General features: G+C 67.3%; 17 protein-coding genes and 3 rRNA genes. 1 reads left to right on the top strand and 19 read right to left on the bottom strand.

Annotated features, from left to right (window positions below):
* Positions 1–4: 4 nt before the first annotated feature.
* Genes recN through EXE58_RS17245 form a run of 5 tightly spaced genes read right to left on the bottom strand, consistent with a single transcriptional unit; the run spans position 5 to position 4,796 of the window.
* On the bottom strand, positions 5–1,777 hold the full coding sequence (gene recN / locus EXE58_RS17265) for a DNA repair protein RecN (protein ID WP_135268996.1): 1,773 nt from the start codon (positions 1,775–1,777) through the stop codon (positions 5–7).
* The gene (locus EXE58_RS17260) at positions 1,770–2,726 is read right to left on the bottom strand and encodes an NAD kinase (RefSeq protein WP_135268995.1); all 957 of its coding nucleotides are present in this window, start codon (positions 2,724–2,726) and stop codon (positions 1,770–1,772) included. Before EXE58_RS17260 ends, recN begins: the two co-directional genes overlap by 8 nt.
* Positions 2,723–3,565, bottom strand: coding sequence for a TlyA family RNA methyltransferase (locus tag EXE58_RS17255; protein ID WP_135268994.1), 843 nt, complete (start codon positions 3,563–3,565; stop codon positions 2,723–2,725). The genes EXE58_RS17260 and EXE58_RS17255 overlap by 4 nt, the downstream gene beginning before the upstream one ends.
* Before the next feature lie 6 nt (positions 3,566–3,571).
* Entirely contained in the window at positions 3,572–3,760 is a 189-nt protein-coding gene (locus EXE58_RS17250) for a hypothetical protein (RefSeq protein ID WP_135268993.1), read from the bottom strand.
* A 10-nt stretch (positions 3,761–3,770) separates the two neighbouring features.
* Positions 3,771–4,796: an HAD-IIA family hydrolase gene (locus EXE58_RS17245; protein WP_244242290.1), complete on the bottom strand. Its 1,026-nt coding sequence runs from the start codon at positions 4,794–4,796 to the stop codon at positions 3,771–3,773.
* Positions 4,797–4,844: 48 nt separating this feature from the next.
* Here EXE58_RS17245 and EXE58_RS17240 point away from each other — a divergent pair, with 48 nt between their 5' ends.
* Positions 4,845–5,960, top strand: coding sequence for a DUF1015 family protein (locus tag EXE58_RS17240; RefSeq protein ID WP_135268992.1), 1,116 nt, complete (start codon positions 4,845–4,847; stop codon positions 5,958–5,960).
* Here EXE58_RS17240 and EXE58_RS17235 read toward each other — a convergent pair.
* The 14 genes from EXE58_RS17235 to argC all read right to left on the bottom strand — a co-directional run bounded on the left by EXE58_RS17235 (position 5,935) and on the right by argC (position 21,962).
* Complete coding sequence (locus EXE58_RS17235) at positions 5,935–6,327, bottom strand: single-stranded DNA-binding protein (protein WP_135268991.1); 393 nt, start codon at positions 6,325–6,327, stop codon at positions 5,935–5,937. The genes EXE58_RS17240 and EXE58_RS17235 overlap by 26 nt on opposite strands.
* Positions 6,328–6,530: 203 nt before the next feature.
* Positions 6,531–6,647, bottom strand: a 5S ribosomal RNA gene (rrf, locus tag EXE58_RS17230).
* Positions 6,648–6,773: 126 nt separating this feature from the next.
* A 23S ribosomal RNA gene (locus EXE58_RS17225) occupies positions 6,774–9,889 on the bottom strand.
* Between the two features lie 481 nt (positions 9,890–10,370).
* Positions 10,371–11,887, bottom strand: a 16S ribosomal RNA gene (locus EXE58_RS17220).
* The 16S, 23S and 5S rRNA genes sit together here, the layout of an rRNA operon.
* Positions 11,888–12,327: 440 nt before the next feature.
* Positions 12,328–12,939, bottom strand: coding sequence for a DNA-3-methyladenine glycosylase (locus EXE58_RS17215; RefSeq protein ID WP_135268990.1), 612 nt, complete (start codon positions 12,937–12,939; stop codon positions 12,328–12,330).
* A complete protein-coding gene (gene argH / locus EXE58_RS17210; RefSeq protein ID WP_135268989.1) occupies positions 12,923–14,347 on the bottom strand; it encodes an argininosuccinate lyase in 1,425 nt (474 codons plus the stop codon). The genes EXE58_RS17215 and argH overlap by 17 nt, the downstream gene beginning before the upstream one ends.
* Positions 14,347–15,780: an argininosuccinate synthase gene (gene argG / locus EXE58_RS17205; protein ID WP_135268988.1), complete on the bottom strand. Its 1,434-nt coding sequence runs from the start codon at positions 15,778–15,780 to the stop codon at positions 14,347–14,349. The genes argH and argG overlap by 1 nt, the downstream gene beginning before the upstream one ends.
* Entirely contained in the window at positions 15,777–16,337 is a 561-nt protein-coding gene (locus EXE58_RS17200) for an arginine repressor (protein WP_135268987.1), read from the bottom strand. The genes argG and EXE58_RS17200 overlap by 4 nt, the downstream gene beginning before the upstream one ends.
* A complete protein-coding gene (gene argF / locus EXE58_RS17195; protein WP_135268986.1) occupies positions 16,334–17,257 on the bottom strand; it encodes an ornithine carbamoyltransferase in 924 nt (307 codons plus the stop codon). The genes EXE58_RS17200 and argF overlap by 4 nt, the downstream gene beginning before the upstream one ends.
* Positions 17,254–18,429, bottom strand: a complete 1,176-nt coding sequence (locus EXE58_RS17190) for an acetylornithine transaminase (RefSeq protein ID WP_135268985.1) — start codon at positions 18,427–18,429, stop codon at positions 17,254–17,256. Before EXE58_RS17190 ends, argF begins: the two co-directional genes overlap by 4 nt.
* Positions 18,426–19,337 (bottom strand): acetylglutamate kinase, encoded by a 912-nt coding sequence (argB, locus tag EXE58_RS17185; protein WP_135268984.1) that lies wholly within the window; start codon positions 19,335–19,337, stop codon positions 18,426–18,428. Before argB ends, EXE58_RS17190 begins: the two co-directional genes overlap by 4 nt.
* Positions 19,334–20,485: a bifunctional glutamate N-acetyltransferase/amino-acid acetyltransferase ArgJ gene (gene argJ / locus EXE58_RS17180; protein ID WP_135268983.1), complete on the bottom strand. Its 1,152-nt coding sequence runs from the start codon at positions 20,483–20,485 to the stop codon at positions 19,334–19,336. The genes argB and argJ overlap by 4 nt, the downstream gene beginning before the upstream one ends.
* Positions 20,482–20,934: an ACT domain-containing protein gene (locus tag EXE58_RS17175; RefSeq protein ID WP_135268982.1), complete on the bottom strand. Its 453-nt coding sequence runs from the start codon at positions 20,932–20,934 to the stop codon at positions 20,482–20,484. The genes argJ and EXE58_RS17175 overlap by 4 nt, the downstream gene beginning before the upstream one ends.
* On the bottom strand, positions 20,931–21,962 hold the full coding sequence (gene argC, locus EXE58_RS17170; RefSeq protein WP_135268981.1) for an N-acetyl-gamma-glutamyl-phosphate reductase: 1,032 nt from the start codon (positions 21,960–21,962) through the stop codon (positions 20,931–20,933). Before argC ends, EXE58_RS17175 begins: the two co-directional genes overlap by 4 nt.
* Between the last annotated feature and the right edge of the window lie 64 nt (positions 21,963–22,026).

The raw sequence follows: 22,026 nt of genomic DNA, 5'->3' as shown, positions 1-22,026 counted from the left end.
GTTCTCAGCCGGTTCGGCCCGCTTCGTGCAGGCACGCCCGTTCGGGCGCGGCGGTGTCGAGCAGCTCGCGCGCGTGGGCGAGCGCACTGCTCGACTCCTCGAGCCCCGCCAGCATCCGCGAGAGCTCGCGTTCGCGCTCGGAGGCATCGAGGGTGACCAGCCCGGAGGTCGTCACTGACCCGTCGCTGGACTTGTGCACCACGACGTGGCGATCGCCGTAGGCCGCGACCTGGGGCAGGTGCGTCACGACCAGCACCTGCGCGTCACGAGCCAGCCGGGCCAGCCGCCGACCGATCTCGATGGCTGCCTTGCCCCCGACACCGGCATCGACCTCGTCGAACACGAAGATCGGGACCGGGCTCGTTCCGGCGAGCGCGACCTCGACCGCGAGCATGACCCGCGAGAGCTCGCCGCCCGAGGCGCCCTTGTGCAGGGGTCGCGCGTCAGCACCGGTGTTGGCTGCGAGCAGGAGCTCCACCTCGTCCGTGCCGTGCGAGCCCGCCCGGACCCAGCGCCCGCCGACCTCGAGGGCGTGAGCGGTGAGCCGCTCGGGCTCCTCGATCTCCTGCTGGCCGACCCTGACGACGACGGTGGCGTGTGGCATGGCGAGGTGGGTGAGCTCCTCGGTGACCACTGACTCGAGCCTGGCCGCTGCGGCGCGCCTGGCCTCGCTCAGCCGGCTGGCTGCGGCGGCGAGCTCGCGGCGCAGCTCCTTCCTCTGGACCTCCAACGCCTCGATCTGCTCGTCGGTGGAGTCAAGGTCGGTGAGCCGCGCGGCAGCGTCCTCGCCCCAGGCCAGCACCTCGTCGATCGTGGCGCCGTACTTCCGGGTCAAGGCGGTCAGCGCGGCACGCCTCTCGCTCACGGCGGCCAGACGGCTGGGGTCGGACTCGAGGCCGGCGGCGTAGGACGCCACGTCGGCCGCGACGTCGGACAGCAGGTAGGTGAGCTCGGCCAGCCGATCGGCCAGCTCCGCAGCCTGGTTGTCGTGCTCCCTCACGTCGTCGAGGGCGGCCCGGGCCGCGGACGCCGTCGCGAGGGCATCGGGGTCGCCCTGCTCGCTGTTGAGCGCCTGACGCGCCAGCTCGGCGGCTGATCGCAGTGTGTCTGCGAAGCCCAGCCTGGCCTCCTCGGCCGCGAGTGAGTGGTCCTCCCCCGGCTCCGGCGCCACAGCCTCGATCTCGGACAGTCCGAAGCGCAGCCGGTCAGCCTCCTGGGCCCGCTCCTGTGCGCTGGTGACCACCTGGTGGAGACGATCCTCCAGCTCCACGAGACGGTCGTGCCCGTCTGCGTAGGTGGCGAGGAGGCGCGCGACCTCGGGGCCACCGAACCGGTCGAGGGCCTCCCGCTGAGCCTGGGGGCGCAGCAGCCGGTGCTGGTCGGACTGGCCGTGGACGGCCACGAGGGGCTCGGCGACACCCGCCAGGACGGAGACCGGCACTGCGGCTCCCCCGACCCAGGCACGGGAGCGTCCCTCGGCGGCGACGTTGCGGGCCAGGACGACCCGTCCGTCCTCGTGGTCGCCGCCGGCCTCCTCGACGGAGGCGAGGAGGTCGGGGAGGCCGCTGGCCTCGATGACCCCCTCGACGCGTGCGTGCTTCGCCCCGCTGCGCACCGCGCCCGAGTCTGCGCGGTTCCCCAGCAGCATGCCGAGGGCGGTCACGACCATGGTCTTGCCCGCACCGGTCTCGCCCGTGATGACCGTCAGCCCGGGGCCGAGCTCGAGGGTCGAGGAGTCGATGACCCCGAGCGAGCTGATCCGCAGCTCCTCAAGCATCGGCTTCGCCACCCTCGCGGCGCCGGCGCTCGGCCGCTCCGCGCCACCCTTCGACAGACAGGTCGAACTTCGCGACCAGTCGGTCGGTGAACGGCGCCTGGTGGAGCCGCACCAGCCGAACCGGGTGGGCTCCGCGTCGTACCTCGATGCGCGCCCCCGGCGGGAGGTCCACGGTGCGTCGGCCGTCGCACCACAGGACCCCGGCGCCGTCGGTGCCGGGAATCACTTCCACGGCGAGGACCGACGAGGGCGCGATCACCATCGGACGCGCGAACAGCGCGTGGGCGCTCAACGGGACCATCAGCAGTGCTTCGACAGAGGGCCACACGATCGGCCCCCCAGCGCTGAAGTTGTAGGCGGTCGAGCCGGTCGGGGTGGCACACACGACGCCGTCGCAGCCCCACCGTGACAGCGGTCGGCCGTCGATCTCGACGACGACCTGGAGCATCCGCTCGCGCGCCGCCTTCTCGACGCTCGCCTCGTTGAGGGCGAAGGTCGTCGCGACGACCTGTTTGCCGAGCATCACCGTCACGTCGAGCGTGAGGCGCTCCTCGATGACGTAGCGACGTTCCACGATGGCCGCGATGGTCGCCTCGACGGCGTCCTCCTCGGCCTCGGCCAGGAACCCGACATGACCGAGGTTGACACCGAGCAGCGGCGTGCTGGTGTCGTGCGTCAGCTCGGCGGCGCGCAGGATCGATCCGTCGCCTCCGATCACGAGGACGAGCTCGCAGTCGGCGCCGGGCTGGTCGTGCGGGTCCACCGTCTCGACGAGCGGGTCCAGCGAGCCGGTGTCGAGACCCAGGTCGCGGGCCTCCTCCGCGAGGAGGCGAACCCCGATCCCGTGGGCGGTGAGCGACTTGATGCACGCGCGCCCGACCTCACGGGCCGCCTCACGGCCGGTGTGCGTCAGGACGAGCACCCGACGCGGTCCGCTGCTCTCGCTCATCGCTCCACCCTCTCACCCGCGCCGGCACCGAGCGCGGCATTGCGCTCGACCTCGGCACGGATGTCGTCCTCGCCGATCGACGGTGCGCCGTGGCGCAGGAGGAGGAAGAACTCCACGTTGCCGGAGGGGCCCGGCAGCGGGCTCACGGTCACAGCCACTGCTCCCCACCCGCGATCGGCGGCGGCTGCAGCGATGCCCGCGACCGCCTCGACGCGCAGGCCGAGGTCGCGTACGACGCCACCCTTGCCCACTCGGTCCTTGCCCACCTCGAACTGCGGCTTGACCATCAGTGCCAGCTCGCCGTCGCCGCTCGTCACGGCAAGCAGCGCGTCGAGCACGAGCTCCAGGGAGATGAACGAGAGGTCTCCGACAACCAGGTCGACGGGACCTCCGACCGTCTCGAGGGTCAGCTCCCGGACGTTGGTGCGGTCGTGGACCGTCACCCGCGGGTCGCTGCGCAAGGACCAGGCGAGCTGCCCGTAGCCCACGTCCACTGCGACCACCTCACGCGCACATCGACGGAGGAGCACGTCGGTGAAGCCGCCGGTGGACGCCCCCGCGTCGAGGCAGCGCTTGCCCGACACGGTCAACCCGTGACCGGAGAACGCGTCGAGCGCACCGGCGAGCTTGTGGCCGCCACGCGAGACGTAGTCCTCACGCTCCGGGTCTGCCTTCACGACCAGGGCCACGTCGGTCGTGACCCCCGTGGCTGGCTTGGTCGCCACGACACCGGCAACCCGCACCCGGCCCTCGGCAATCAGGTCGCTGGCGTGCTCGCGCGACCTGGCCAGGCCTCGCCGGACGAGCTCTGCATCGAGGCGCAGTCGCCGGGGCGCCACTTCGGCTCAGGGCTCCTGTGGGGCGTCGAGAGCGCGCCGCAGCTGCTCCTGGGCGCGCTCGAAGGCGCCCACGTGCTCGGCCACCGGCACGTCGCCGAGCCTGTCGATCTGCTCCAGGACCTGGTCCACCTCGACCACGCCGGTCGGCTCGAACGCGAGCCCGTCGGAGTGGGCGGAACCCTGCTGCTCGTCCATGGCAGGAAGCCTACTCGGAGAGGGTGGTCCGGTCAGGGCCGGGCGGTACGACGTCGGACACGTCCGCAGGGCCGCCGGTGCGGTCGAGGTGTGACCAGCACGCCGTCGCCGTGACCCGCCACCAGTCGGCGACCTCACCCTCACCGCGGACCTCGAGGCGACCGTCGACCACGTCCGCCTGCCACCCCCCGAGTCGGGCTCCCCCTCCGACGGTCTCGGGAACCGGGTGTGCCTCGAACAGGCCCTCCAGGTCAGGCGAGATGTAGCTCGGGCGCATCTCGGGAGGAGCTGAGACGAGCTCCTCGAGCCACGTCACCCCGGTGAGCACCAGGATGGACGGGACGCCGACCGAGTGCGCGCCCTCGATATCGGTGTCGAGCCGGTCGCCGACCATGAGCGGCGTCGAGCCGCCCACGCGGCGGATGGTCTCCTCCATCAACGGCCGCTCGGGCTTGCCCGCCACGGTCGGGGCCACGCCCGCGAACTCGCTGATGGTCCGCACCAGCACGCCGTGCCCCGGTGCCAGCCCGTAGGCGGTGGGGATGGTGAGGTCAGCGTTGCTCGCCACGTAGGGAAGACCGTCCCTCACGAGTACGGCGGCCCGCATGATCTCGCGCCACCGGACGTCCTTGCCGTAGCCGCTCACCACGGCGACCGCCGAGTCACCAGCACTCGGGGACACCGGCTCCAGGCCCTCGTCCACGAGTGCGGCCTCGAGACCCTTCCCGCCGAGCAGGACGACCCTGGCACCGGTGCCGTGCTGCTTACGGAGGAGGCGGGCAGCGGCCTGCGCCGACGTCACCACGTCGGAGGGGTCGGCCGCCACCCCCACCCCTGCCAGCTTCACCGCCACCTCGTCGGGGGTGCGTGAGGCGTTGTTCGTCACGAACGCGACGTGGCGGCCGCCGGCGCGAGCGCGTTCGATGCGTTGCGGCGCCCCGGCCACGGCCTGGCCACCGACATAGACGACGCCGTCGAGGTCGAACATCACCAGGTCGTGCGCCTCCAGCAAGACGCCCGGGCTCTCCTGCAGCATGGCCACCCCTTACCCGTTCGCTCCTCTGCCGGCCCCTACGATGCTGCGATGGACTTGGCCACGGTCGTGCCGCCGTACGTGGCGAAGCCTCTCCGGCTCGAGCCCTTCCGTGCGTCGATGCTTGCGCCCGCCAGGGTTGGGGATCCCTCGTCTGCTCGAGCCCTGGCGCGACCATACCGTGACGTCGCCGGGCGGCTGGCGACCTGGATCGAGCGCGGCTGGGCGCTGCGTGACACCGGGCCGGCGATCTACCTGCACGAGTACTCCGCGGGCGGGGTCACGATCAGGGGCTTGGTGGGCGCGCTGGACGTGTCTGCGCGAGCAGCCGACATGCGCGACAGGGCGGTGTGGCCCCACGAGGCAGTCCATCCCGAGCAGGCCGCCGACCTGGCCGCGCGGATGGAGGAGATGCACCTGAACCCCGCCCCGATCCTCCTCGTCCACGACGGCGACGCGGACGTGCGTGAGGTGATCCAGCAGACGTCGGCGACTCCCCCGACGTGGAGCTTCGAGGACCACGGGGGCCAGCACCAGCGCCTCTGGGCCGTCCGCGACGAGAAGGCCCTCGACCAGATCACCCGGGGCCTGGCCGAGACACGATGCCTCATCGCCGATGGCCACCACCGCTACGCGGCCTACCTCGCCCTGCAGGCCAAGCATCCGGGCACTGCCTGGGACGCGGGCCTCGCCATGGTCGTCGACCAGTCGGACACGCCGTTCTTCCTCGGCCCCATCCACCGGTCCCTCTCGGACCTCGACCTCGACACCATCACGTCCGTGGCCGACGAGCTGGGGGCGGTCATCACAGCGCACCCGCGCGCGGACGCGCTGAACACGCTCGCCCCCGGCACTCTTGTGTGCACCGATGGTGCCCGGTGGAGGACCATCACTCCCGAGGTGCGCGGCGCGGACCCTCTCGTGGAGTGGCTGCACGACACCCTCATCCCCGCCCTCCCCCACGCCCCGCGACTCGCATACCACCACACCGTCACAGACGTACTTGCCTCGCTCGGGTCCCACGCCGTGGGCGCTCTGCTGCCCAGCGCCGACTTCACACAGATTCGCGACGTCGTGTCTTCTGGCCGTCTCCTTCCGGAGAAGGCGACCTCCTTCCAGCCGAAGCCGAGCCTCGGGGTCATCATGCGGCACGTGCCCGACGCCTGACCTTCGCCGACACGACCTCGACCTCCACCCGCGACGCGGCCCCGCCGACCCCTCGGAAGAACCGTCGTCTGATCGCCCCGGACACCTCGACCACGTCGCCCGTCTGCCACTTGAGGACGCTGCGCTGAACACGGGCGGTCCACGCCACGCACTCGAGCGCGTCCACCGACTGTCTGGACCTGCCGCCGGGCGCACGGTCGACCACGAGGCGGAACGACACCAACCTGTCCCCGCTCGGCAACGTCCGTGTCACGGGCTCTTCGGCGACCCGTCCGACCAGGCGCACGTCATTGACCGCCGCGACGGCGTCCTCCAGCCCGGGTGTCCCTGTCCTGGGCTGCTTCTCCTTGGGTGTGCGAACCGGCATCGCACCTCACCTCCTCAGTGGAGATACACGCTGCCGGTTGCCCCCGACAAATTGCCGCTCCACGCCGGCTCCCTGTGGAAACGCCACGAGCGGGAGCTGCTGTGAACACTTTGTGGACGGCGATGCAGGGATAGCGCCCCTTGCACACGACGGTGAAATGCAAGAAGCGGGACCCCGAGGGGTCCCGCTTCTGCGTAGTTTATGTCCGGCGGCGTCCTACTCTCCCACAACCTCTCGGTTGCAGTACCATCGGCGCTGAAAGGCTTAACTTCCGGGTTCGGTATGGGACCGGGTGTTTCCCTTTCGCTATGGCCGCCGTAACTTTGTCAACCCTTCACACACATGGTGGGTGTGTTGGTTGGGAACTGCGTAGTGGACGCGGGCGTGCATGACTGTGGTGTTGCTTGGGTGTGTCTGGGCTTGTTTGGTGGTGTTGTGTACGTGGTTGGGACAAGCCCTCGGCCTATTAGTACCGGTCGGCTTGGCATTGCTGCTGTACACCTCCGGCCTATCAACCCCATGTTCTGTGGGGGGCCTTACCCAGCTACCTGGTGGGAAACCTCATCTTGAAACGTGCTTCCCGCTTAGATGCATTCAGCGGTTATCACTTCCGAACGTAGCCAACCAGCCGTGCCCCTGGCGGGACAACTGGCACACCAGAGGTTCGTCCATCCCGGTCCTCTCGTACTAGGGACAGCCTTTCTCAAGTTTCCTGCGCGCGCGGCGGATAGGGACCGAACTGTCTCACGACGTTCTAAACCCAGCTCGCGTGCCGCTTTAATGGGCGAACAGCCCAACCCTTGGGACCTACTCCAGCCCCAGGATGCGACGAGCCGACATCGAGGTGCCAAACCATCCCGTCGATATGGACTCTTGGGGAAGATCAGCCTGTTATCCCCGGGGTACCTTTTATCCGTTGAGCGACCACGCTTCCACATGCCGTGGCCGGATCACTAGTTCCGACTTTCGTCCCTGCTCGACATGTCTGTCTCACAGTCAAGCTCCCTTGTGCACTTACACTCAACACCTGATTGCCAACCAGGCTGAGGGAACCTTTGAGCGCCTCCGTTACATTTTAGGAGGCAACCGCCCCAGTTAAACTACCCATCAGGCACTGTCCCTGATCCGGATAACGGACCTAGGTTAGACATCTAGTACGACCAGAGTGGTATTTCAACGTTGACTCCACCCCAACTGGCGTCGGGGTTTCACAGTCTCCCACCTATCCTACACAAGCCGAACCAAACACCAATACCAAACTATAGTAAAGGTCCCGGGGTCTTTCCGTCCTGCCGCGCGTAACGAGCATCTTTACTCGTAGTGCAATTTCGCCGAGTCCATGGTTGAGACAGCGCCCAAGTCGTTACTCCATTCGTGCAGGTCGGAACTTACCCGACAAGGAATTTCGCTACCTTAGGATGGTTATAGTTACCACCGCCGTTTACTGGGGCTTAAATTCTGAGCTTCGACTTGCGTCTAACCCGTCCTCTTAACCTTCCAGCACCGGGCAGGAGTCAGTCCGTATACATCGTCTTACAACTTCGCACGGACCTGTGTTTTTAGTAAACAGTCGCTTGGGCCTGGTCTCTGCGGCCCTTCACGCTTCCCCCAGCAAGTGGGTTCACGATCCGGGCCCCCCTTCTCCCGAAGTTACGGGGGCATTTTGCCGAGTTCCTTAACCATGGTTGTCTCGATCGCCTTGGTATTCTCTACCTGATCACCTGAGTCGGTTTGGGGTACGGGCGGCGCATAGCTCGCTAGAGGTTTTTCTCGACAGCATAGGATCACCCACTTCGCCACTAATGGCTCCGTGTCACATCTCAGACATATGAGGCCCGGATTTGCCTGGACCTCGTCCTACCTGCTTACCCGTGGACAACCATCGCCACGGCTGGGCTACCTTCCTGCGTCACCCCATCGCTTGACTACTACCAGCTCGGGTCCCACGCTCCACACACCAGCCTCGCCCCGAAGGGTCCGGTCCGCTGCGCTTCGGGTGGTTAGCATCACCAGGTTCGTCATGGGCGCTACTTTGCCGGTACGGGAATATCAACCCGTTGTCCATCGACTACGCCTGTCGGCCTCGCCTTAGGTCCCGACTTACCCAGGGCAGATTAGCTTGACCCTGGAACCCTTGATCATTCGGCGGAAGAGTTTCTCACTCTTCATTCGCTACTCATGCCTGCATTCTCACTCGTGTGGCCTCCACGCCTGGATCACTCCGACGCTTCACTGCCCACACGACGCTCCCCTACCCATCCAGAGCACTGAACACCGATCAAGTCGATGCTGATGTATATCTCTGAATGCCATAGCTTCGGCGGATGACTTGAGCCCCGCTACATTGTCGGCGCGGAATCACTTGACCAGTGAGCTATTACGCACTCTTTCAAGGGTGGCTGCTTCCAAGCCAACCTCCTGGTTGTCAATGCGACTCCACATCCTTTTCCACTTAGTCACCGCTTAGGGGCCTTAGCTGATGGTCTGGGCTGTTTCCCTCTCGACTACGGAGCTTATCCCCCGCAGTCTCACTGCTGCGCTCTCACTTACCGGCATTCGGAGTTTGGCTAACGTCAGTAACCTTGTAGGGCCCATTAGCTATCCAGTGCTCTACCTCCGGCAAGAAACACGCAACGCTGCACCTAAATGCATTTCGGGGAGAACCAGCTATCACGAAGTTTGATTGGCCTTTCACCCCTATCCACAGGTCATCCCCTCAGTTTTCAACCTAAGTGGGTTCGGTCCTCCACGTCGTCTTACCGACGCTTCAACCTGCCCATGGATAGATCACTTCGCTTCGGGTCTTGAGCGCGCTACTGAATCGCCCTATTCGGACTCGCTTTCGCTACGGCTTCCCCACACGGGTTAACCTCGCAACACACCGCAAACTCGCAGGCTCATTCTTCAAAAGGCACGCCGTCACCCACCACAAGGGCAAGCTCCGACGGATTGTAGGCACACGGTTTCAGGTACTATTTCACTCCCCGCCAGGGGTACTTTTCACCTTTCCCTCACGGTACTTGTCCGCTATCGGTCATCAAGGAGTATTTAGGCTTAACGGGTGGTCCCGCCAGATTCACACGGAATTTCAGGGGTTCCGTGTTACTTGGGAACACGCTCCAGAGCCAGTGGCATACATCTACGGGGCTATCACCCGCTACGGCGCGGCTTTCCAACCGGCTTCGACTTCCCCACTGGTTTCTTACTCTGCACCAGTCCGGCAGAACTGGTCGAACGGTCCCACAACCCCACAACTGCAACCCCTGCCGGGTATCACACAGCCGCGGTTTAGCCTCTTCCGATTTCGCTCGCCACTACTCTCGGAATCACTGTTGTTTTCTCTTCCTGTCGGTACTGAGATGTTTCACTTCCCGACGTTCCCTCCACACACCCTATGTGTTCAGGTGCGGGTAACACGACATGACTCGTGCTGGGTTTCCCCATTCGGACACCCCCGGATCACAGCTCGGTTGCCAACTCCCCAGGGCTTATCGCAGGCTCCAACGTCCTTCATCGGCTCTTGATGCCAAGGCATCCACCATGTGCCCTTCATAGCTTGTCTCAACAACGTCACAACAACACAAACATGCAACGCCACAAGACAACACCACAAGAACAACAAAACAATCATGCACAACCACACCCCCAACAAAAAAAGTCGGGGGCATGAATTAAATGCTCGCGTCCACTATGCAGATCTCAAACAACAACCCCACCAACCCCCACCCCCAACCAACCGGTCGCGGAGCAGACAAAGGAGGAGACAACCAGAGAAACCAACCCCCACCACCCCCCAATCCAGCAGGAGACGATGCGGAGCCTGATCCCTCAGGACCCAACAGTGTGTCCGAACAGCCACCACCCACCAACAGACCCCAGGTTCCACACCCACACCCCACACCAACCCCAAAGGGCCGGCACGAGACACGAGCAGTACTGAGGGACCCACCCGCAGGCAGCGACCCAATCATCGACGATTCCACTAGTGAACACCACCATGCGCCCACCCACACTCGGGGCAGGTCGGGGCGTGTGCTCCTTAGAAAGGAGGTGATCCAGCCGCACCTTCCGGTACGGCTACCTTGTTACGACTTCGTCCCAATCGCCAGCCCCACCTTCGACAGCTCCCTCCACAAGGGTTGGGCCACCGGCTTCGGGTGTTGCCGACTTTCGTGACGTGACGGGCGGTGTGTACAAGGCCCGGGAACGTATTCACCGCAGCGTTGCTGATCTGCGATTACTAGCGACTCCGACTTCATGGGGTCGAGTTGCAGACCCCAATCCGAACTGAGACCGGCTTTTTGGGATTCGCTCCCCCTTACGGGATCGCAGCCCTTTGTACCGGCCATTGTAGCATGCGTGAAGCCCTGGACATAAGGGGCATGATGACTTGACGTCATCCCCACCTTCCTCCGAGTTGACCCCGGCAGTCTCCTATGAGTCCCCACCATAACGTGCTGGCAACATAGAACGAGGGTTGCGCTCGTTGCGGGACTTAACCCAACATCTCACGACACGAGCTGACGACAGCCATGCACCACCTGTACACCGACAAAAAGGGGCCACATCTCTGCAGCTTTCCGGTGTATGTCAAACCCAGGTAAGGTTCTTCGCGTTGCATCGAATTAATCCGCATGCTCCGCCGCTTGTGCGGGCCCCCGTCAATTCCTTTGAGTTTTAGCCTTGCGGCCGTACTCCCCAGGCGGGGCGCTTAATGCGTTAGCTGCGGCACGGAACCCATGGAATAGGTCCCACACCTAGCGCCCAACGTTTACGGTGTGGACTACCAGGGTATCTAATCCTGTTCGCTCCCCACACTTTCGCTCCTCAGCGTCAGGTAATGCCCAGAGAACCGCCTTCGCCACCGGTGTTCCTCCTGATATCTGCGCATTTCACCGCTACACCAGGAATTCCGTTCTCCCCTGCATACCTCTAGTCTGCCCGTATCGAAAGCAAGCCACATGTTAAGCATGAGGTTTTCACTCCCGACGCGACAAACCGCCTACGAGCCCTTTACGCCCAATAATTCCGGACAACGCTCGCACCCTACGTATTACCGCGGCTGCTGGCACGTAGTTGGCCGGTGCTTCTTTAGTAGGTACCGTCACTTGCGCTTCGTCCCTACCGAAAGAGGTTTACAACCCGAAGGCCGTCATCCCTCACGCGGCGTTGCTGGATCAGGCTTCCGCCCATTGTCCAATATTCCCCACTGCTGCCTCCCGTAGGAGTCTGGGCCGTGTCTCAGTCCCAGTGTGACCGGTCACCCTCTCAGGCCGGTTACCCGTCGAAGCCATGGTGAGCCATTACCTCACCATCAAGCTGATAGGCCGCGAGCACATCCCCCACCGAAAAAACTTTCCACACACAACCATGCGACCATGTGTCATATCCGGTATTAATCACCGTTTCCGGTGGCTATCCCGAAGTGGGGGGCAGATTACTCACGTGTTACTCACCCGTTCGCCGCTCGAGTACCACCGAAGTGGCCTTTCCGCTCGACTTGCATGTGTTAAGCACGCCGCCAGCGTTCGTCCTGAGCCAGGATCAAACTCTCCATCGAAAAACAAACCCCCACACAACCCCAAAGAGCCATGCAGAGAAAAAGAGAGCCACATCCCCTGACAAAAAACAAAACTGACAAAAAAGCCAGAATCATTGTCAAAGAAACCATCAACAACCAGCCACCAAAAAGACGACCAGAAGTCAACGGGGCAAAACAAACTAATTCGTCGACTATCAAACACACTGTTGAGTTCTCAAGAATCAGACACACCCACGACACACACCACAAAGCGCGATCACGCGGAGCAACTGGTCAAACTACCGAGAAGATCGGCCATCGTCAAACTGATTGGCTTCTTCTCGGGGCGGTCCTGCGTGGGCCCCTCTCAGGCTGGCCTTCTGGCCAGGAGCGGGCGCCGCTTGCAGCGACAGGTAGAACCATAGACCCTCTCCCTCCTCGATGCCAAACCGGGGGTCGGTTCCACGCATCTGTGCAGGTCAGGGGCTCGTTCGAGCTCGGCGGGGCGCCGCCGGTCGGTAGACCGAGACGTGCGGGTCGTGCTCGATCCAGAACCGCCACGGGCGATCGGCGGCATGCCGCAGGCCGACCCTCGGGCCGGTGCGCACCTCGTCGGTCGCGACTGCGCGTCCGAGCTCGAGGGACAGTGCTCCCCCGCCGCCCAAGTCGCTGCCGTCATGGGTCAGGTCGATCGCCAGTGCACGACACAGTCGTGCAGGCCCGCGAGCGAGGTCCCGAGCGGAAGAGCCGGGGCGTCGTACCTGGGCCACGTCGAGCCCCTCGACGACCTGTCCCGCCCGCAGGAGCACCGCAGAGGCGGCGCCCTCCGGCCCGCACACGACGTTGCAGCAGTGGTGCATCCCGTAGGTGAAGTAGACGTAGAGGTGCCCGCCCGGTCCGAACATGACGGAGTTGCGGGGAGTGCGACCGCGGTAGGCGTGCGAGCCGGGGTCGTTGGCGCCGTCGTACGCCTCGACCTCGCAGATGCGGACGGCCACCTCGCCGTGGCGCAGCACAGCACCCAGGAGGCGCGGCGCCACTTCGAGCGCCGGCCTCCGGAGAAGCGCCTGCAGGTCAGGCAAGGTGCTCACGGTGGGCCGACACCCTGGCCCGAAGCTCGGTCAGCTGTTCGCGGACACGTGAAGGGGCGGTGCCGCCGCGACCGTCGCGCGATGCCACGGAGCCCTCGACCGTCAGGACGAGGCGGACCTCGGGCGTGAGGGCAGGAGAGATCGACGCGAACTCCTCGTCGGTGAGGTCGGCCAGCTCGACACCACGGGCCTCTGCTGCTCGCACGCATGCGCCCGCCACCTCGTGGGCGACCCGGAAGGGCGTGCCCTCGCGCACGAGCCACTCGGCGATGTCGGTGGCGAGGGAGAATCCCTGGGGAGCGAGCTCGGCCATGCGCGCGGTGTTGTAGATGAGGGTGGCGACCTGTCCCGTGAAGGCTGGGAGGAGCACCTCGAGGGTGTCCAGGGAGTCGAAGACCGGCTCCTTGTCCTCCTGGAGGTCGCGGTTGTAGGCGAGCGGGAGGGCCTTGAGGGTGGTCAGCAGGCCAGTGAGGTTGCCCACCAGCCGGCCGGCCTTGCCCCGGGCCAGCTCCGCGATGTCGGGGTTCTTCTTCTGGGGCATGATCGAGGAACCGGTCGACCAGGAGTCGTGGAGCGTGACGAAGTCGAACTCCTTGGTGGCCCAGAGGATGACCTCCTCTGCGATCCTGCTGACGTCGACGCCGACCTGTGCGCACACGAACGCGATCTCGGCGACGAAGTCCCTCGATGCGGTGCCGTCGATCGAGTTGGCCGTGGACCCGGTGAAGCCGAGCTCGCGAGCCACCAGCTCGGGATCGAGACCGAGGCTCTGCCCGGCCAGCGCGCCGCTGCCGTAGGGCGAGTCGCCGATGACGCGCGCGCGCCAGTCGGCGAGGCGCTCCACGTCACGCAACAGCGCCCAGGCGTGGGCGAGCAGGTGGTGGGAGAGCAGCACGGGCTGCGCGTGCTGGAGGTGCGTGCGGCCGGGCATGATCGCGCCGAGATTGGCCTCGGCCTGCCCGGCGAGGGCTTCGACCAGGTCGAGCACCAGCGCGCTCACGACACGCTGGTGGTCGAGGAGGTAGCACCTGAACAAGGTGGCGATCTGGTCGTTGCGGGAGCGTCCGGCGCGAAGCTTTCCCCCGACGTCGGCACCGACCTCCTCGATCAGCAACCTCTCCAGGGCTCCGTGGACGTCCTCGTCGGACGCCTCGGGGCGGAGCGTGCCGTCGGTCACGCGGGCAGCAAGGGCATCCAGCCCGCGGTGGAGCTCCAGCTCCTCGTCGGCAGTGAGCAGCCCGGCAGCCCCGAGCGCCTTCGCGTGGGCGTGCGAGCCTGCGATGTCGTAGGGCGCCAGTCGCCAGTCGAAGTGGGTCGACCGCGAGAGCGCCTCGAGCTCGGGAGAAGGACCGCCGGCGAAGCGCCCTCCCCAGAGCTTGCCCTGGTTGGTGCCGGTGAGCTCACCCATCAGTCGGTCCCGAACTCCATGGCCGCATTGTCCAGGGCGACCTCGGGGGTGTCCTGCTCGGCCTCCGGGTTGTCCACGATCCGCTCGGCACCCCCCGCCGGCAACGCACCCAGCAGGTGGCCGTGCTCGACGAGGACCTGGCCCTGGTCGAGCGGCTGCCCGGCGTAGAGCTCGAGCTTGGCGCGCGAGTCGGCGATGTCGAGGTTGCGGAGCGTCAGCTGACCGATCCGGTCGCTCGGGCCGAACGCGGCGTTCTCGGTGCGTTCCATCGACAGCTTGTCGGGGTGGTAGGAGAAGGCCGGACCGTCGGTGCGCACGATCGTGTAGTCCTCTCCCCTGCGCAGCCTGATCGTGACCTCACCGGTGACGAGCGACGCCACCCAGCGCTGGATGGACTCGCGCAGCATGAGCGCCTGCGGGTCGAGCCAGCGGCCCTGGTAGAGCAGGACACCCAGCCGGCGCCCCTCGGCGTGGTAGTTGGCGATGGTGTCCTCGTTGTGGATGGCGTTGAGGAGCCGCTCGTAGGCGATCCAGAGCAGCGCCATGGCCGGCGCTTCGTAGATGCCACGGGACTTGGCCTCGATGATGCGGTTCTCGATCTGGTCGGACATGCCGAGGCCGTGCCGACCACCGATGGCGTTGGCCTCGTGGACCAGGGCGACCGGGTCGTCGTACTGGGTGCCGTTGATGGCGACCGGGCGGCCGCGGTCGAAGCGGATGGTGACGTCCTCGGTCTCGATGTCGACCGAGGGGTCCCAGAACTTCACGCCCATGATCGGCTCGACGACCTCCAGGGACACGTCGAGGTGCTCGAGCGTCTTGGCCTCGTGGGTGGCGCCCCAGATGTTGGCGTCGGTGGAGTAGGCCTTCTCCTTGCTGTCGCGGTACGGCAGGCCGTGCTCGGTGAGCCACTGGCTCATCTCGGCGCGACCGCCCAGCTCGGTGACGAAGTCGGCGTCGAGCCAGGGCTTGTAGATGCGCAGGTCGGGGTTGGCCAGGAGCCCGTAGCGGTAGAACCGCTCGATGTCGTTCCCCTTGAAGGTGGACCCGTCGCCCCAGATGTCGACGCCGTCCTCGTGCATGGCGCGCACCAGCATCGTGCCGGTCACGGCCCTGCCCAGCGGCGTGGTGTTGAAGTAGGCCCGGCCGCCGGACCTGATGTGGAAGGCGCCGCAGGCCAGCGCCGCCAGCCCCTCCTCCACGAGGGGGCCGCGGCAGTCGACAGCCCGGGCGATCTCGGCGCCGTACTCCTTGGCTCGCGCGGGGACGCCGGAGATGTCGGGCTCGTCGTACTGCCCGATGTCGGCGGTGTAGGTGCACGGGACGGCGCCCTTGTCGCGCATCCAGGCCACGGCGACCGAGGTGTCCAGGCCACCGGAGAAGGCGATGCCGACCCGCTGGCCGATGGGGAGGGAGGTGAGGACCTTGCTCACGAGTCATCCTTTGCTGCGGAGTTCGAGGAGTGGGAAGTCGTAGCGGAGTGGTGGGAGTCGTTGGCGAGCGCGACGAAGCGCGCGGCGAGGGCGTCTCCGCCCCCGGGGTCACGACCGATCACGAGGACCGTGTCGTCTCCGGCGATGGTGCCGAGCACGTCAGTGATCTCGGCGCGGTCGAAGGCGCTCGCCAGGAACTGCGCAGCGCCCGGCGGAGTGCGCAGCACCACCAGGTTGGCGCTCGCCTCGGCGCTGACCAGGAGCTCGGCGCACAGCCGGGAGAGCCGGTCGAGCGCTGCGGCGGACTCTCGGGGAGCAGCCGGCGATCGGTCACCGCCCTCACCTGGAACCGCGTAGACGAGCGCCCCGTCGCCACCGCGGACCTTCACCGCGTCGAGCTCGACCAGGTCACGGCTGAGCGTCGCCTGGGTGACGTGGACCCCGTGCTCGCCGAGGAGCTGGGAAAGCTCGGTCTGGGAGCGCACAGCATGGTGGGTCACCAGCTCGATGATGCGCTGGTGCCGGGCGTTCTTGGTCAGCGGGCTCACGGCGCTCACGACTGCTCCAGGAGCCAGGTCAGCAGCGCCTTCTGCGCGTGGCGGCGGTTCTCGGCCTCGTCCCAGACGACCGACTGGGGGCCCTCGATCACCTCGGTGCTGATCTCCTTGCCGCGGTAGGCCGGGAGGCAGTGCAGCACGATGGCGTCGGGGTCGGCGTGGGAGAGCAGCTCACTGGTCACCCCGTAGGCGGGGAACACACGCAACCGCTCGGCTGACTCGTCCTCGCGACCCATGCTCACCCAGGAGTCGGTGACCACGACGTCGGCGCCGGACACCGCCTCGACCGGGTCGCGCAGGACCGTGACCGCACCGCCGGTCCCGGCGGCGCGTGCACGCGCCCTGGCCACGACTCCGGTGTCGGGCTGGTAGTGCTCGGGAGCAGCGACCACGACGTCAATGCCGGCCGTGGCCCCCGCCAGCGCCCACGAGTTGCCCATGTTGCAGGCGCCGTCGCCCACGAACGCGACGCGCAGGCCGCGCAGGCTCCCCTTGTGCTCCTGGACCGTGAGCAGGTCTGCCAGCAGCTGGCAGGGGTGGAAGTCGTCGGTGAGGGCGTTGACGACGGGGACGCCCGCGTGGGCGGCCATCGTCTCCACGTCACGCTGCTCGCCGGTGCGCCACACGATGGCGGCGGACTGCCGGCCGAGCACGCGGGCGACGTCCTCGATGCACTCCCGTTGCCCCATCGCCGCCAGGCCACCGTCGACGGTCATCGGGTTGCCGCCCAGCTCGGCGATCCCGGCGGTGAAGGACACCTGCGTCCTCAGCGTCGGACGGTCGAAGAGGAGGGCGACCGTCATGGGACCCGCCAGGGGCTTGGGTCCGAAGGGGTCGGCCTTGAGGGCTGCGGCGAGCGCGAGGACCTCGGCCTGCTCCTCGGGAGAGAGGTCGTCGTCAGCGAGGAGGTGGCGCGTCATCGGGCCACCTGCGCAGCGTCGAGGATGGCGGGCCATGCGGCCACGAAGGCGTCCGCCTCGACGTCGGTGAGGATGAGCGGCGGCGCCAGTCGAACGCGCGTCGGCGTGGCATTGTTGAGGATGAACCCGGCGTCCAGGGCAGCGGCCGCGACCGCGGCGGTCTCGGCCGCCGCCAGCTCCACGCCGAGCAGGAGCCCCTCGCCGTGGACCTCGACCACCCGGGAGTCGTCACCGAGCCCGTCTCGCAGCCCCTTGCCGACGGAGACGACCTGGTCGAGGAAGCCCTCTCCACCGACCGTCTCGAGCACGGCGAGGGCCGCTGCGCAGGCGACCGGGTTGCCACCGAAGGTGGTGCCGTGGTTGCCCGGCTCGAACAGGTCGCCGGCCGCGCCGAGCCCGATGGTGGCGCCGATAGGGATGCCGCCGCCCAGACCCTTGGCGAGTGTGACGACGTCGGGCGTGATGCCGCCACCGAGCCCAAGCTGGTGGGCGAACCAGGCACCGGTCCGACCGATCCCGGTCTGCACCTCGTCCAGCCAGAGCAGGGCGCCGTGGCGCGTCGTGATCTCGCGCGCGTCCGACAGGTAGCCCTGGGGCGGGACGACGACGCCTGCCTCCCCCTGCATGGGCTCCAGGACGACGGCGGCCGTCTCGTCGGTGACCGCTGCGGCCAGCGCCGCCGAGTCGCCGTACGGCACGAAGGTCACCTGACCGGGCAGCGGCTCGAACGGCTCGCGGTAGGCGGCCTTGGACGTCAGTGCCAGCGACCCCATCGTGCGGCCGTGGAAGGACCCGGTCGCCGCGACCAGGTGGGTGCGGCCGGTGCGACGGCTGAGCTTGAAGGCAGCCTCGTTGGCCTCGGTGCCAGAGTTGGAGAGGAAGACCCTCCCGGGGGCGCCGAGCAGCGCGAGGAGCCTCTCCGCCAGCTCCATCTGGGGAGTCGTCGTGAAGAAGTTGGACACGTGGCCAAGCGTCTGCAGCTGGGAAGTGACTGCCTCGACCACCGCGGGGTGGGCGTGCCCCAGGGAGTTGACCGCGATCCCGGCGAGCAGGTCGACGTAGGACCGACCGGCGTCGTCCCACACGCGGGCACCTTCGCCGCGCACGAGGTTCAGGCGCGGTGTGCCGAACGTGTTCATGAGGCTGTGGTGGTAGCGCTCCTGCCAGCTCATGACGAGGCTCCTTCGTCCGGTGCCGGGTGGACCCGCAGCTTGGTGGCGACACCGGGCAGCACCTGGGTGCCGACCCCTTCGTCGGTGAAGATCTCGAGGAGCACGGCGTGTGGCTCACGGCCGTCGACCACGGTGGCGCGGGACACTCCTTGCGACACGGCCTGGTAGCAGGCCCGCATCTTGGGCACCATCCCGGCGTCGAGCGTCGGGAGCATCTCGGCCAGCGACTCGGGGCTGATCTCCTGGATGACCTCGTCGGAGTTGCCGTAGTCACGGTAGAGGCCCTCGACGTCGGTGAGGACGAGCAGCTTCTCAGCCCCGAGGGCGACTGCCAGCGCCGCCGCGGCGGTGTCGGCGTTGACGTTGTGGACCTGGCCGTGGTCGTCGGGAGCCACTGAGCTGACGACCGGGATGCGGCCGGCGTCGATCAGGTCGAGCACCGCCTCCGGGCGGACCCGGGAGACCTCCCCCACCAGGCCGAGATCGACCTCCTCGCCGTCGACCACGGTGTTGGTCGCCTCGGCCGTGAACAGCCCTGCGTCCTCTCCCGAGAGTCCCACGGCGAGGGGTCCGTGCTCGTTGATCAGGCCGACCAGCTCGCGCTGGACCTGGCCGACGAGGACCATGCGTACGACGTCCATGGCCTCCGGCGTCGTCACCCTGAGGCCGCCGCGGAACTCGGACTCGATGCCGAGGCGGTCGAGCATCCGCGAGATCTGCGGTCCGCCACCGTGGACGACGACGGGCCGGAAGCCGGCGAACCGCAGGAACGCGATGTCCTCGGCAAAGGCGACCTTGAGGGCGTCGTCGGTCATGGCGTTGCCGCCGTACTTCACCACGATGGTGCGCCCGTGGTAGCGCTTGAGCCACGGAAGGGCGGCGGCGAGGGTCCTGGCGTCGGTCTTCATGAGGAGTAGGCGCTGTTCTCGTGGACGTAGGCGTGGGTCAGGTCGTTGGTCCAGACGGTCGCCCGGGTCTCCCCGGCCTTGAGGTCGATCGTGACACTCACCTCGCGGCCGCTGAGGTCGACCGACGCCGGGTCCTCCGCCGGCGTGCTCCGGCGGCACACCCAGACGCCGTTCATCGCGACGTCGAGGTCTGCGGGGTCGAACGCGGCGTCCGTGGTGCCGACGCTCGCGAGGACGCGCCCCCAGTTGGCGTCCTTGCCGAAGACCGCGGCCTTGAAGAGGTTGGAGCGGGCGACGCTGCGTCCGACCTCGAGAGCGTCCGCCTCGGTCGCGGCGTTGAGGACGGTGATGGCGATCTCGTGGTCGGCACCCTCGGCGTCCTTGATGAGCTGCATCGCCAGGTCGCTGCAGACGCTCGTGAGCGCCGCAGTGAAGTCCGCAGGCGTCGGGGTGATGCCGGAGGCGCCGCTCGCCATCAGCGTGACCGTGTCGTTGGTGGACATGCAGCCGTCGGAGTCGATGCGGTCGAAGCTGAGGCGGGTGGCGGTCCGAAGGGCGTCGTCGAGCAGCTCCGCGGGCACGACTGCGTCCGTGGTCAGCACGACCAGCATGGTCGCGAGCTGAGGGGCCAGCATCCCCGCCCCCTTGGCCATGCCGCCGATGGACCAGCCGGCCCCCTCGACGACGGCCTGCTTGCTGACCGAGTCGGTCGTCATGATCGCCTCGGCGGCGTGCCCGCCGCCCTCGGCCGAGAGCTGCGTGTGTGCGGCATCGACGCCGGCCAGGACGGCTGACCGGTCGTTCACGAGGCCGATGAGCCCGGTGGAGCACACCACCACGTCGATGGCGCCGCAGCCCAGGTGCTCGGCCACGCGCTCGGCGACGGCGTGCGTGGTCTGGAACCCGTCGGGACCGGTGTAGCAGTTGGCGCCGCCGGAGTTCAGCACGACGGCGCGCACCACGCCGTCCTTGACGACCTCCTGGCTCCACAGCACCGGGTTGGCCTTGCAGCGGTTGGTGGTGAACACGGACGCGGAGTCGAACGAGGGGCCGTGGTTGACCACGAGGGCGACGTCCTTGGCGCCGGTCGACTTCAGGCCGGCAGCAACACCGGAGGCGACGAATCCGGCTGGGTGCGTGACGCTCATTTCTTCTTCTTCCGGTGGGGACCCGAGGACGCGGGCGTGGCGGGTACGGCGGCGGTCACGGAGTGACCCCGTCGTCGCCACTCCTCGGCTGCCCGGTCGGCGTCCACCAGTCGCACCAGGACCCAGTCGGTGTCGAAGGTCGAGAGCGTGTAGACGGGCACCCGGGCCTCCGCGAGCGGCGCCAGGAGCGAGTGGAGGATCCCCACGGCGTCCGGGTCGAGGGGTCCCTGCACCTGGAAGGCCGTGAGAGGACCGATGTGCGGGGTCTTGGTGGGGACCGACCGGGTCGCGCAGATGACGCTGGTCTCTGCCGCGGTGGCGGTGACCGAGAACAGGCTGGCGGACTCGGCCCACTGCGGTAGGTCGGCGCCCGGCCCGAGGCGGACGATCGCGAGCTTCTCGGGGAACTTGAGGAGCGTGAGGGGCGCAGGGTTCGGCTGGTCGGTCATGGCGCGAGTCCGATCGTTGTGAGTCCGGTGGTCTCGGGGATGCCGAGGGCGAGGTTCATGCACTGGACGGCGGCGCCGGCGGTGCCCTTGGCGAGGTTGTCGACGGCCCCCACGGCGACCAGCCGCGAGGCGGCGACGTCCACGGTGACCTGCACGTGCACGGCGTTGGATCCCAGCACGGACTGGGTCTGGGGCCATGCCCCCTCGGGCAGGAGGTGCACGAACGGCTCGTCGGCGCACGCTGCGGCATAGACCTCGCGCGCTTCCTCTGCACTGACGTCGCGGCGCAGCGGCGCAGACACCGTCGCCAGGATGCCGCGGGACATGGGCACCAGGAGCGGGGTGAAACCGACCCTGACCTCGCCGTCGTGGACGAGCCGGAGGTTCTGGGTGATCTCTGGCGTGTGCCGGTGCACCCCGCCCACGCCGTAGGCGCTGGCGTTGCCCATCACCTCGCTGCCGAGGAGGTGGGGCTTGGCGGCCTTGCCGGCACCGGAGGTGCCGCTGGCTGCCACGATGGTCACGTCGGGCTCGACGAGACCTGCAGCGATCGCGGGGGCAGCCGCAAGGGTCGAGACCGTCGGGTAGCAACCGGGGACGGCGATGCGTCGGGCACCGGCGAGCCGCGCCCGCTGGCCGGGCAGCTCGGGGAGCCCGTAGGGCCACGACCCGGCGTGCCTCCCACCGTAGAAGCGCTCCCAGTCGGAGGCGTCCTCGAGGCGGAAGTCAGCACCGCAGTCGATGACCAGCGTGTCGTCGCTGAGCTGTTCCGCGATCGTCGCCGACTGACCGTGCGGAAGAGCGAGGATGACGACGTCGTGACCGGCCAGCGTCTCGCTGCTCGTCTCCGCCAGGACCCGGTCGGCGAGCGGGAGCAGGTGCGGCTGGAGCCGACCGAGGAGCTCGCCGGCGTTGCTGCCTGCGGTCAGCACGCCGATCTCCACCTCGGGATGGGCGAGCAGCAGACGAAGCGCCTCGCCGCCGGCGTACCCGCTGGCTCCGGCGACGGCGACGGTCACGGGGCTCATGTGAATGACTATACATAACGGTGCATGACCGTGCGACGCGGGCTCATGTGTCGGTGGTCACGTC

Source organism: Nocardioides seonyuensis (genome assembly GCF_004683965.1).
GTDB classification, from domain to species: Bacteria; Actinomycetota; Actinomycetes; order Propionibacteriales; family Nocardioidaceae; genus Nocardioides; species Nocardioides seonyuensis.
This window is presented reverse-complemented; position numbering and strand designations above follow the sequence as displayed.